Source organism: Micromonospora noduli (genome assembly GCF_003264365.1).
Classification (GTDB): Bacteria; Actinomycetota; Actinomycetes; order Mycobacteriales; family Micromonosporaceae; genus Micromonospora; species Micromonospora noduli.
Genome location: NZ_PYAK01000003.1, coordinates 179004 through 191022, shown reverse-complemented (window position 1 = coordinate 191022; position 12019 = coordinate 179004). Strand labels below are relative to the sequence as shown.

Annotated in this window: 13 protein-coding genes; 8 read left to right on the top strand and 5 right to left on the bottom strand. The window is 71.1% G+C overall.

The features are described from left to right. Positions 1-16: 16 nt before the first annotated feature. Positions 17-313: a DUF1540 domain-containing protein gene (locus GUI43_RS03865; RefSeq protein ID WP_112584032.1), complete on the bottom strand. Its 297-nt coding sequence runs from the start codon at positions 311-313 to the stop codon at positions 17-19. 85 nt (positions 314-398) lie between these two features. After that, on the bottom strand, positions 399-1016 hold the full coding sequence (locus GUI43_RS03860; RefSeq protein WP_112584033.1) for a DUF4126 domain-containing protein: 618 nt from the start codon (positions 1014-1016) through the stop codon (positions 399-401). Between the two features lie 71 nt (positions 1017-1087). Here GUI43_RS03860 and nucS point away from each other — a divergent pair, with 71 nt between their 5' ends. Next, the gene (gene nucS / locus GUI43_RS03855) at positions 1088-1747 is read left to right on the top strand and encodes an endonuclease NucS (RefSeq protein WP_112584054.1); all 660 of its coding nucleotides are present in this window, start codon (positions 1088-1090) and stop codon (positions 1745-1747) included. Between the two features lie 7 nt (positions 1748-1754). Here the strand turns inward: nucS and GUI43_RS03850 are convergent, their stop codons facing one another. Further along, complete coding sequence (locus GUI43_RS03850) at positions 1755-2411, bottom strand: methyltransferase domain-containing protein (RefSeq protein ID WP_112584034.1); 657 nt, start codon at positions 2409-2411, stop codon at positions 1755-1757. Positions 2412-2491: 80 nt separating this feature from the next. Further along, positions 2492-3988, bottom strand: a complete 1497-nt coding sequence (locus tag GUI43_RS03845) for an aldehyde dehydrogenase family protein (protein WP_112601156.1) — start codon at positions 3986-3988, stop codon at positions 2492-2494. Between the two features lie 257 nt (positions 3989-4245). Between GUI43_RS03845 and GUI43_RS03840 the strand changes: the two genes are divergently transcribed. The 7 genes from GUI43_RS03840 to GUI43_RS03810 all read left to right on the top strand — a co-directional run bounded on the left by GUI43_RS03840 (position 4246) and on the right by GUI43_RS03810 (position 10683). Continuing rightward, positions 4246-4662 (top strand): FHA domain-containing protein, encoded by a 417-nt coding sequence (locus GUI43_RS03840; protein WP_112584036.1) that lies wholly within the window; start codon positions 4246-4248, stop codon positions 4660-4662. 77 nt (positions 4663-4739) lie between these two features. Continuing rightward, positions 4740-5810 carry an alpha/beta hydrolase gene (locus tag GUI43_RS03835; protein WP_373861177.1) on the top strand — a complete coding sequence of 357 codons (1071 nt, stop codon included), beginning with the start codon at positions 4740-4742 and terminating at the stop codon, positions 5808-5810. 126 nt (positions 5811-5936) lie between these two features. Then, on the top strand, positions 5937-7727 hold the full coding sequence (locus GUI43_RS03830) for a 3-hydroxyacyl-CoA dehydrogenase family protein (RefSeq protein ID WP_112697992.1): 1791 nt from the start codon (positions 5937-5939) through the stop codon (positions 7725-7727). A gap of 41 nt (positions 7728-7768) precedes the next feature. Beyond that, positions 7769-8263: a SigE family RNA polymerase sigma factor gene (locus tag GUI43_RS03825; protein ID WP_112697991.1), complete on the top strand. Its 495-nt coding sequence runs from the start codon at positions 7769-7771 to the stop codon at positions 8261-8263. Next, entirely contained in the window at positions 8260-9414 is a 1155-nt protein-coding gene (locus GUI43_RS03820) for a hypothetical protein (RefSeq protein ID WP_112601159.1), read from the top strand. Before GUI43_RS03825 ends, GUI43_RS03820 begins: the two co-directional genes overlap by 4 nt. 17 nt (positions 9415-9431) lie before the next feature. After that, positions 9432-9755 carry an Rv1322 family protein gene (locus GUI43_RS03815; RefSeq protein ID WP_502322459.1) on the top strand — a complete coding sequence of 108 codons (324 nt, stop codon included), beginning with the start codon at positions 9432-9434 and terminating at the stop codon, positions 9753-9755. Between the two features lie 118 nt (positions 9756-9873). Further along, positions 9874-10683, top strand: coding sequence for an alpha/beta hydrolase (locus GUI43_RS03810; RefSeq protein ID WP_112601160.1), 810 nt, complete (start codon positions 9874-9876; stop codon positions 10681-10683). Positions 10684-10729: 46 nt separating this feature from the next. On the opposite strand, the gene GUI43_RS03805 is transcribed toward GUI43_RS03810, so the two are convergent. Then, complete coding sequence (locus tag GUI43_RS03805) at positions 10730-11968, bottom strand: AI-2E family transporter (protein ID WP_428842200.1); 1239 nt, start codon at positions 11966-11968, stop codon at positions 10730-10732. Positions 11969-12019: the final 51 nt, after the last annotated feature.

Here is a 12019-nt window from a genome sequence, read left to right as displayed (position 1 = left end):
GGTCGGCCGGCGTGGGTCAGCGGCCGGAGTAGGTCATGCAGTCGGCCATGTCGTTGTCCGGGCCGACCCTGATCGACGCCGCGTGGCACTCCAGCTGCTCGTTGTGCCGGCAGTCGGCGCGCTGGCAGGCGCCCACCTGCGCGATCAGGCTCTCCACGCCGCCACGGACGGGCGACTCGACGAAGGTGTGGCAGTGGGCGTGATCCATGCTGCCGATGGTGATCGCGAAGGCGTGGCAGTCACCCGACTGGTTGTACGCGCACGCGGCGACCACACATTCCTGGACTCGGGGCATCTCCAACGCTGCGGTCATGCCGACCTCCTCTAGGTTCTTGCCCCGATCCTAGGCTTTTGTCGACCCCCGAAGCCGAGGTATGGCGGGCCGCCGATCCGCCGCGTCAGACGCGGAAGCCGGCGGCGCGGGCGGCCTCTCGTTCGCGGCGTCGTTCGGATCGACGACGGAAGAACCAGAAGGTGAAGAACACCAGGCCGACCAGGACGACGAGCACCAGCACCGGCAGGATGATCGCCACCAGGGAGACCACCACGCTGGTGGCGTCCTCGGCGGTGCTGGCGACCGGGGCGCCGATCCCGGCGGTGGTCGCGTTGATCACCGGGCGGGCCGCGGACTTGAGCAGGTGCACGCCCAACGCCAGCAGTACGCCGGTGACGACCGGCACCCACTGGTGGGAGGAGAAGAAGCTCCCCGGGTCGCTGACCGTCACCGTCTCCGACGAGGAGCCGGCGCCGAAGGCCAGGCCACCGGCGGTGGGTCGGACCACGGTCTGCACCACGTCGTTGATGTGGTCGACCACTGGCACCTTGTCCGCGACCATCTCCACGGCGAGAAGCACGGCCATGATGGCGATGACCCAGCCGTTGCCGAGCCAGGTCCAGCCGCTGGGCAGGTCGATCAGGTCGGTGTAACGGCCGAGTAGACCGAGGATGAGCAGGGGTATGTAGGCGTTCAGCCCCGCCGAGGCGGCGAGACCGGTGCCGGTGAGGACTTCGAACACGGTCTCAGCATCGCATCGACGCGCCAGTGCCGCTCGCTGGCGACCGGGGGGTGCTCGGCTACCCTCGTCGGGTGCGGTTGGTCATTGCGAAGTGCTCGGTGGACTATGTCGGACGGCTCTCGGCTCACCTGCCGCTGGCCACCCGGTTGCTGATGGTGAAGGCGGACGGGTCGGTGTCCATTCATGCCGACGACCGTGCGTACAAGCCGTTGAACTGGATGAGCCCGCCGTGTCGGTTGGAGGAGGCCCCCGGTGTGTGGCGGGTCGTCAACAAGGCTGGCGAGGAGCTGCGGATCACCCTGGAGGAGATCTTCCAGGACACCTCGTACGAGCTGGGTGTGGATCCGGGCCTGCGCAAGGACGGGGTGGAGGCGCACCTGCAGGAGTTGCTGGCCGCCAACCCGGGTGCCCTTGGTGAGGGGTTCACGCTGGTCCGCCGCGAGTACATGACGGCCATCGGCCCGGTCGACCTGCTGTGCCGGGATGCCAACTCGGGCTCGGTCGCCGTCGAGGTCAAACGGCGTGGCGACATCGACGGGGTGGAGCAGTTGACCCGTTATCTCGAACTGATGAACCGTGACCCGCTGCTCAGCCCCGTCGTCGGGGTCTTCGCCGCCCAGGAGATCAAGCCGCAGGCCCGGGTGCTCGCCACCGACCGGGGCATCCGGTGTGTGGTCGTGGACTACGACAAGCTGCGCGGCATCGTGAAGGACGAGCTGACCCTCTTCTGAGGGCGTCCTACCCGTTGCGCACCGCGATCAGTGACTTCGGCAGACCGAACACCCGCTCCACCAGCATTGTCGAGTCCGGGAAGTAGTGGCGCATCTGCGAGCGGTCCAACAACTCGGTCCAGAGCACCTGGTGGATGGCGGCGTCGTGGCTGCGCGTCGGCTTGTGCCCCAACGGCCAACGTCGGGCGAACGCGGTGCGCAGTCGTACCGGCAGGAACTGCATGCCGGGCGCGATCCAGTGTGGCTCGATGGGGAAGTAGCGGTAGGGCGTCTGCACCCAGTGCCGGTCGGCCAGTGAGCGGGCGGCGGCGGCGAAGCGGATCCGGCGTTCGTGCCCGCCCACATGCTCCAGCACCGAGTTCGAGAAGACCAGGTCGTAGCTGCCCTTGGTGAGGTGCGGGGGCAGGTCGCAGGCGTCGGCCTGCTCGACGTGGGCCCATTCCGGGACGACGGCGGGCGGCTGCTCCAGGTTGACGACTGTCACCCGGGCCGGTCGGACGGTGGCGCGGTGCCAGGTGCCGAGCCGACCACCGAGGTCGACCACGTGCATGTCGCCGATGTCGGGAAAGGTGCGCGCCAGCCAGTCCGAGCGGTGCCGACGCCGTCGGGCGCTCCACGACTGGTCACTGTCGACAAGGCGGTAGCGCAATCGATTGGGGCCCATTTAACGCAATGTACCGCCGTGACCACGGTGTATAAACATGTGGATACACCGATCCTTGTTGATGATCGGTTATCCGACACTTACCTTCCGTACATGACCTTGATGGCCTTGACGAGTCGGGCCACGTCGGCCGGGGTGCGCTCGAAGGTCATCGACGGCAGCAGTGACCGGGCACGACGTCGGGTGATCGCCTTGGCCCGACCGAACTCACGCAGGCCGTCCTCCCCGTGGATCCGCCCGAAGCCGGAGTCACCCACACCGCCGAACGGCAGGGTGGACATGCCGGCGAAGGTCAGCGTGGAGTTGATCGACGCCATCCCGGAGCGCAGTCGCCGGGCGGTGGCCACCGCACGCCGCCGGCCGAAGACCGAACCCCCGAGGCCGTACGACAGGGCGTTGGCGCGGGTGACGGCCTCGTCGGCGTCGCGGACCCGGCTGATGGTCAGCGTGGGACCGAAGGTCTCCTCGCGGACGGCGGCCGACTCCTCCGGTACGTCCACCAGCACTGTGGGGTGGACGTACGGCGGCTGTACGGCGCTCGGGCCGCCGAGTACGGCGCGCCCGCCGGACGTGATCGCGGCGTCGATGTGCCGGCGGATCACGTCGATCTGCCTGGGCATGGTGATCGGGCCGATGTCGGTGCCCTCCGGCCCGACCGTCAGCCGACCGGCGCGGGTCACCACCTTGTCGACGAAGGCGTCGAAGACGGCGTCGACCGCGTACACCCGCTCGATGCCGATGCAGGTCTGGCCGGCGTTGGTCATGCCGCCCCAGACGCACGCCTCGGCGGCCGCGTCCAGGTCGGCGTCGCTGTCCACGATCATGGCGTCCTTGCCGCCGCCCTCGATGAGCACCGGGGTCAGCGTCTCGGCGCAGGCGGCCATCACCTTTCGGGCGGTGGCGGTGGAGCCGGTGAACGCCAGCTTGTTGACGCCGGAGCGGCACAGTGCCGCACCCACGTCGCCCAGCCCGTGCACTGCGGTGAACACCGGCTGCTCGGGCACCACCTCGGCGAAGCTGTCCACCAGCCACTGGCCGACGGCGGGCGTGTACTCGCTCGGCTTGAGCACGACGGCGTTGCCGGCGGCGAGGGCGTACGCGGCGGAGCCGATCGGCGTGAAGACCGGATAGTTCCACGGCCCGATCACGCCGACCACCCCGTGCGGCTGGTATTCGAGGTGCCCGGAGAACTCGGCGAGGATGAGCCGGGACCGCACCCGACGTGGACCGAGCACACGGCCGGCGTTGCGGGCGGCCCAGTCGATGTGCTCGATCGCGGTGACGATCTCGACGATGGCGTCGGCGGTCGGCTTCCCGCCCTCGACGTGCACCAACTCGGCCAACTGCTCGATGCGCTTGGCGAGCAGGGCACGCCACCGCAGCATCCGCTGGCGGCGGCCGGTGAAGCCGAGACCCGCCCACCAGTCGCCGGCGGCACGGGCGCGGTCGACGGCCTGCCGCACGTCGGCGTCGGTGGCGACCGGGAGGCGCCCGGCCTCAGCGCCGGTCGCCGGGCTGGTGGAAACCAACTGACCCGCGTCGATGACCGGAACGCCCGGGATATGCACTGCCGTCATGGCGGAAGTCTAGACCCGAGGATTACTCACCGGTAGGGTCCCCGATTCGGGGCCGGGGGGCCGGCGTCGCATCAGCCCGGCCGATCGTTGATCAGTGCAGGTCAGGGCGTTGATGACGGATGGGGCCCGCCCGAATCGTCGAACGGCAGGTGGCCGGGAGGTGACGAGAGGCTGACCGGCCGGTCGGTATTGACGACTACCGTCTGATGGCAAGCTGACGCGCGGAGTGACGGTGTGGGGTGGAGGGCTGACTGTCCATGGAGGAACATCCGGAACTGATGCCGCTGTTGACGGTCGCGGGTGGACCGATGCGCGGCGCGAGCTTTCGTATGCGAGCCGAGATACAGGTGATCGGCCGAGCGCCGACAGGTCAGGTGGTCATCAACGACCCACACCTGAGCCGTCGCCACGCCGAGGTGTGGCTGGCACCGGAGGGCCCGTCCCTGCGGGACCTGGGTTCCACGAACGGCACCTGGCTCAACGACCGGCGGATCAGTGAGGTGGAACGACTCTCCGACGGCGACGTGATCCGGCTGGGCCGCACCGAACTGCGCCTGTTCGACCCCGGGGTGGCGCTCACCGACCCGGTGGGGCTCAGCTTCGGCTCGTCCCGGCGCGACGTCCGACCGACGCTGCCGCTGCCGCTGGCCGCGCCACCCGGCTCGCGTCGCTGATCTGGCGGCCTGCCACACCGGGTAGCTCCGTTGGGTGGCGGCCCGACACCTGGACCGGTGGGGACACCCGTGGCACCATGCCGCGGATGGAGACCGAGCAGCGGACCGTGACGGCGAACGGCATCACTCAGGCGGTACGGGTGGCCGGCCCGCCGGACGGCATACCCGTGCTGCTGATCCACGGCAACTGCTCGTCCGCGCTGTTCTGGGAGCCGCTGGTCCGCCGTCTGCCACCGACGCTGCGGGTGGTCGCCCCCGACCTGCGGGGATACGGCGACTCCGCGACCGCCCCGGTGGACGCCACCCGGGGCCTGCGGGACTTCGCCGACGACGTGGCGGCCCTGCTGGACGACCCGACGCTCTTCGACGCCGACGCGCGCCCGGTGGTGGTCGGGCACTCCCTCGGCGGCGGGGTGGCGATGCGCCTGCTGGTCGACCATCCGCAGCGCGTGGGGGCGCTGCTGCTCGCCGCACCGGTCTCCCCGTACGGCTTCGGTGGCACCCGTGACCTGACCGGCACGCCGACCACCCCCGACTTCGCCGGCACCGGCGCCGGCACGGCGAACCCGGACTTCGTCGCCCGCCTCGCGGCCGGTGACCGGAGCTCGGACGCGCCGGCCAGCCCGCGCGCCGTGCTGCGAGCCACCTATGTGGCCGATCCCGCCTCTCTGGTCGAGGACGAGGAACTGCTGCTGGACACCGTGCTCTCCACCGCCACCGGTGACGACAACTACCCGGGCACGGCGGTGCCGTCGGAGAACTGGCCGGGCACCGCTCCGGGGGAGCGCGGGGTGCTCAACGCGCTCGCGCCCACCTGGTTCCGGCTCGCTGACGAGCTGGTGGCCGTCGCCGAGAAACCGCCGGTCACCTGGGTACGCGGAGACGCCGACGTCATCGTCTCGGACACCTCGCTCTTCGACCTGGCGTACCTGGGTTCGCTGGATCTCGTGCCCGGCTGGCCCGGCGCTGACGCCTGCCCACCGCAGCCGATGGTCGGCCAGACCCGGGCGGTGCTCGACCGGTACGCGGCGGCCGGCGGCGCGTACCACGAGGTGGTGTTGCCCGGTTGCGGGCACAGCCCGCACCTGGAGCGCCCGGCGGAGTTCGTCGCGGAGTTGTTGGCCCTGACCAGCGTGTCGGCCGGGTAGCGGCGCTGCTGGGCCGTGGGTGAAATATGCCACGGCGTCTCGACAACTCACCGTCACGTGGCAGACTCGCGCGCATAACCTTAGCGGCCGTTCAGTGGCCGTGCGGAGTCTCTGGGGAGGCCGGTCGTGGCGCGCGAGTTCAGCACCGTGGGTGTGGTGGGGCTGGGCACCATGGGTGCCGGCATCGTCGAGGTCTTCGCCCGCAACGGCATCGACGTGGTGGCAGTGGAAATCTCCGCGCCGGCGCTGGAGCGCGGTCGGGCCACCCTGAAGGGCTCCACCGACCGGGCTGTCGCCAAGGGCAAGCTCGCCGAGGCGGACCGCGACGCCCTGCACGAGCGGGTGCACTTCGCGGTCGGGCTGGAGGCGCTGCACTCCGTCGACCTGGTCATCGAGGCGGTGCCCGAGCACCTGGACCTCAAGCAGCGGATCTTCGCGGAACTGGACCGGGTCTGCCGCCCGGAGACGATCCTCGCCACCAACACCTCGTCGTTGAGCGTCACCGAGATCTCCGTCGCCACCAGCCGACCCAACCAGGTGATCGGCATCCACTTCTTCAACCCGGCCCCGGTCATGAAGCTGGTCGAGGTGGTCCGCACTGTCGTCACCGCACCCGAGGTGGTCGCCGACGTGGAGGCGCTCTGCGCCCGGCTCGGCAAGGTCGACGTCACCATCAACGACCGGGCCGGCTTCATCGCCAACGCGCTGCTCTTCGGCTACCTCAACCACGCGGTCGGCATGTTCGAGTCGCACTACGCGACCCGGGAGGACATCGACGCCGCCATGAAGCTCGGCTGCGGCCTGCCGATGGGCCCGCTGGCGTTGATGGACCTGATCGGCCTGGACACCGCGTACGAGATCCTGGACACCATGTACCGGCGCGGCGGGCGGGACCGCCGCCACGCCCCGGTGCCGCTGCTCAAGCAGATGGTGACGGCAGGGCTGCTCGGCCGGAAGTCGGGCCGGGGCTTCTACACCTACGAACGGCCCGGCTCCCCGGTGGTCGTACCGGATGAGGCGACGCCGCTGGCCACGGACGGCGCGCTCGCCGACGGCGCGCGCGCCATCGCGAAGGTCGGCGTGGTCGGCTCCGGAACGATGGCCACCGGGATCATCGAGGTCTTCGCGAAGGCCGGCTACGAGGTCGTCTCGGTGACCCGTGGCATGGAGAAGTCCGCGAAGGTCTGCGAGGCGGTGAAGACCTCGCTGAACAAGGGCGTGGTGCGCGGCAAGCTCGCCGAGGCCGACCGGGACGCCGCCCTGGGCCGGATCAGCTGGTCCGCCACGCTCGACCATCTCGCCGACGTCGACCTGGTGGTCGAGGCGGTCGTCGAGGAGTTGAGCGTCAAGAAGGCACTCTTCGCCAGCCTCGACGAGATCTGCAAGCCGGGCGTGGTGCTGGCCACCACCACCTCGTCGCTGCCGGTGATCGACGTGGCGATGGCCACCCAGCGGCCGGCCGACGTGGTGGGGCTGCACTTCTTCAACCCGGCCCCGGTCATGCCGCTGGTCGAGGTCGTCCGCACCATCCGCACCTCCCCGGAGGCCACCGCCACCGCCCGCGCCGTCTGCGCCGCACTAGGCAAGACCGGTGTGGTCTGCGGCGACCGGTCCGGCTTCATCGTCAACGCGCTCCTCTTCCCGTACCTGAACGACGCGGTGAAGATGCTGGAGGCCAGCTACTCGACGGCCGACGACATCGACCACGCCATGAAGTTGGGCTGCGGCTACCCGATGGGCCCGTTCGAGCTGCTCGACGTGGTCGGGCTGGACGTCTCCCTGGCCATCCAGCGCGAGCTGTACCTGGAACTGCGCGAGCCGGGCTTCGCGCCCGCGCCGCTGCTGGAGCACCTGGTCACCGCCGGCTACCTGGGCCGCAAGACCCGCCGCGGCTTCCGCGACCACTCGCACCGCTGACCGGTGTCAACAGTGGGCGCCGGTGACGGCGTCTGAGTGGTGTGACCTTCGAGGAATACGTCAGCACGCGCGGGCCGGCGCTCGTCCGGCTGGCCCGGCTGCTGACCGGTGACGAACACCGCGCCGAGGACCTCACCCAGGACGTGTTGGCGCGCGCCTACGTGCACTGGCGGAAAATCGCCCGCGCCGACCACCCGGACGTCTACGTGCGCCGGATGTTGGTCAACGCCAACACCTCCTGGTGGCGCCGCCGATCCAGCAGGGAGTTGGCCACTGCCGAGTTCGCCGACCGGCCGGGGCGCGGGGACCTGGGCGGCGATGCGGCCGACCGGGACGAGATGTGGCGGCTGATCCTCGGCCTGCCCGACCGGCAGCGCGCGGTGCTCGTGTTGCGCTACTACGAGGACCTCGCCGACCCGACGATCGCCCAGATTCTCGGCTGTTCCCCGGTCACCGTCCGCACCCACGCGATGCGGGCGCTCAGCCAGCTGCGGGAGCGCCACGGCGTTCCCACGACGAACGGGAGCCGGCCGTGACCGACCTCGACGAGCGGATCGCCAGGGCACTCCGGGAGCAGGCCGACGGGCCCGTGGACACCAACAGCCTGCTGACGGCAGCGGTGAACGGGGGACGGGCCCGTCGGCGGCGGCGACGTGCCGTCATCGGGGCAGCCCTCGGTGTCGCGGTGCTGCTCGGGGCCGGTGTGGCAGTGCGTACGCCGTCGGCCGCGCCGCCGCAGCCGGCCGTCACGCCCAGCCCGGTAGTGGTCACACCGCCTCGGGCACCGGGGGTTCCGGGGGCAGCGGAGCGCCCCGCCCTGATCGGCACGGACCCACGGTTGCTGCACTTCGGGGTCGATCCGACAGCGGCGAAGCCGGTCGCCTGGCGCTCCGCGGCCCAGGTCGAGAGCATGCGACTGGACCTGGGTGACGGCGTGCAGGCGATGGTGATCGTTGCCGCGGACCCACGGACCGCCGAGATCGGTGATCCGAGCCAGCTTCGTGACATCGGCCCCGACAAAGCGGGCGCCGTCACCAGCGACAAGGACCTTGCCTCGCCCGGCCAGGGCCTCGACGCCGCATCGAGGTACAACGGGGTGATCCGTCAGCTCGACAGGGTCACGAAGGGTTGGGTGCTGCGCTGGCAGCCCGTCCCGGGCCTGTACGTCCGGGTCGCGGCTCTCGGGGAGACCGGCGCCGAGGTCCGCCGGGCGGCGGCGGCGCTCCGGTTCGACGAAGCCCGCCGCTGTGTCGCGCCGATCCAACTGACCGCTCTGCCCCCGGGTGCCCGGATCAGCGCGTGCGAGGTGGCGGTGCGGCAACTGTCCTGGCCCCGCATCGTGAACGTGGGGGGAATGACGACGCCGACCCAGATGGCCGTTGCGGCTTCGGACCACACCGAAGCGGCGTTGACTGTCGCTCTCCAGGGCGCCGCCACCTTGCCGGTGCGGCTCACCTACTTACCCCGCCCATCCTCGCCCGACCGGGCCAAGGCCAATCGTAGGATCGCCGGCAGGCCGGTGTTCGACATGGGCGACTTCTGGCACGTGCTCGGCATTCCGAACACCCTGCTGTCCATGGGGCACGAGAACCGCTGGGAGCGGTCGCCCACGGACGCGGAGGTCAGCACGGTTATCGGCGGGCTCCGGGTCGCCGACGACCGTGGCGAGCCGGCGAGCTGGGAGTGACCGTAACCTTGGTGACTGTGAGCCCCCGTCGCAACCGCCCTCGCCGGGACGAGAACGCCAACCTGGACGCCGACCGGGTCCGGCAGGGCGTCGCCTCGGTCCAGCAGTGGACCGACGGTGCCTGGCAGGTACGCGGCATCGGCGCGGGCGCGTCGGTCAAGACGTACCGCTGCCCCGGCTGTAACCAGGAGATCCGGCCCGGGGTGGCGCACCTGGTGGCCTGGCCGGCGGACGGCCTGGGTGACCTGACCGACCGGCGGCACTGGCACAGCGGCTGCTGGCAGGCCCGGGAACGGCGCGGCCCGGCGGTGCAGCGCGGCCGGGGCTCCCCGCGCTACTGAGCGACCAGGCCCGGAGCGCTGCCGCGTAAGGGGCTTGGCGACCTGCCCGGTAGCGACCTGGGTCACCCTGTTCGTGCCTGGGCGGGCGGCGGCGGCGACTTCACGACAGACTTGGGCGGTGAGCACAGCGATCCGCGCGTCGTCGATCCTGCCCGGCCGCCGGGAGGACATCGAGCTGCACACCGCCGACGGTCTGCGACTGGTCGGTGAGCTGGCCCTGCCGGCCGACCGGCCGCCGGTGGCCACCCTGGTCTGCCTGCACCCGCTACCGACCCACGGCGGAATGATGGACAGCCACGTGTTCCGCAAGGCAGCCTGGCGGCTGCCCGCGCTGGCCGACCTGGCGGTGCTGCGGTTCAACACCCGGGGCACCAGCAGCGTGCGCGGCACCAGCGAGGGAGCCTTCGACGGCGCGGTGGGCGAGCGGTACGACGTGGCCGCCGCCATCGAGTACGCGGAGTTCGCCGAGCTGCCCAACATCTGGCTCGTCGGCTGGTCGTTCGGCACCGACCTGGCGCTGAAGTACGGCTGCGACCCGGCGATCGCCGGGGCGATCCTGCTCTCGCCGCCGCTGCGCTTCTCCGCCCCCGAGGACCTGGCCACCTGGGCCGACTCGGGTCGACCGCTGGTGGCGCTGGTGCCGGAGTTCGACGACTACCTGCGCCCCACCGAGGCGCGGGAGCGGTTCGCCGCGGTGCCGCAGGCCGAGGTGGTCGGGGTTCCGGGTGCCAAGCACCTGTGGGTGGGCGACGCGGAGACGGTGCTCGACGAGATCGTCCGGCGGGTCAACCCGGTCGTCGAGGTGCCGCTGCCGACAACCTGGGACGGCCCGATGGAGGCCGGCGACGTCAGCGCGTACGCCGACCGGACGGTGGCCGCCTTCGCCGACACCCCCGTCCCCGGCCCGGCCGCCACCAAGGCGGACTGACCCGCCCGTCCGTCGGCGCCTGGCCGCCGGTCAGGCGGGCTGACGCTCAGCGGCGCTCCTGGCGGGGCAGCACCACCTCGCGCAGGATCAGTTGCAGCGCGGCCACCGTGGGGATGGCGATCAGCGCGCCCACCACACCCAGCAGCGCCACCCCGAGCAGTGCGGCCAGCAGGGCGGCCACCTCGTTGACCTCCACCGAACGCCGCATCACCTTCGGGTAGATGAGGTAGTTCTCCACCTGCTGGTAGATGAGGAAGAAGACCGCGCAGGCGATGCCGGTGGGCAGGTCGGCGGCGAAGCCGACCAGACTCACGATCACCGCGCCCAGGGTGGCGCCGATCTGCGGGATCAGGTCGGTCACCGCGACCACCACGGCCAGCGCGAACGGGTACGGCAGGTCGACGATCAGCGCGAAGACGAAGGTGGTCGCGCCGGCCAGCACCGCGATGCTCAGCGCGCCGACCATGTAGGCGCCAACCTTGGCCAATATCTCGTCACCGATCAGCTGCACCCGCTGCCGCCGCGACCGGGGCACCAACGAGTAGCCCAGCGAGCGCAGCTTGTCGAAGTAGGCCAGGAAGTAGATGGTCAGCACCAGCACGGTCAGCGTCCGGAACACCGTGCCGAAGATCAGTTGTGCGCCGCCCAGCACGCCGCCGAGCGCCCGTCCGACCGTCTCCGCGTTGGCCGCGCCCTGCACCCGCTCCACCACGTCGTACCGCTCCACCAGGTCATTGACCGTCGGGTTGCGGCGCAACTCGTCGAGCAGGCTCGGGATCTGGTCGATGAACTGCCCCGACTGGGTGACGATCGGCGGGACCAGCGCCACGATGCCGCCGCAGAGCAGCAGCACCACCGTCAGGGCGACCCCCGCCACCGCCAGGCCGTGCGGCACACCCCACCGGCCCAGTCGGACCACCGCCGGGTTGAGGCCGACCGCGAGGAAGAGCGCGATCACCACCAGCACGAGGATGCCGCCGGCATTGCGAATCCCCAGATAGAGGGTGTACGCCAGCAGCACGCCCAGCGCACCGGTGAAGCCGAGCAGGAAGCTGCTGCGGCGCAGTGGCCGCCCCGGTGTGCCGAACTTTCCGGACGGGACCGCCGGCGGCTCATCCGGGTCGACCCCCGGGACGGGGACCGGCACCGGGGGTGGCGTTGCCGCTGACGGCTGCGCCTCCGTCGGCTGCGCTTTCGTCGGCTGCGCTTCCGTCGGCTGCGCTTCCGCCGACGGTGGCGTCTCCGCCGGCTGTGGGGTTTCCGCTGGCGGGGGACCGGGGGTCACGTCCGGCTCGTCGCCGGACGGGTCGTGCTGTGGCACCAGGGACCTCCCGGC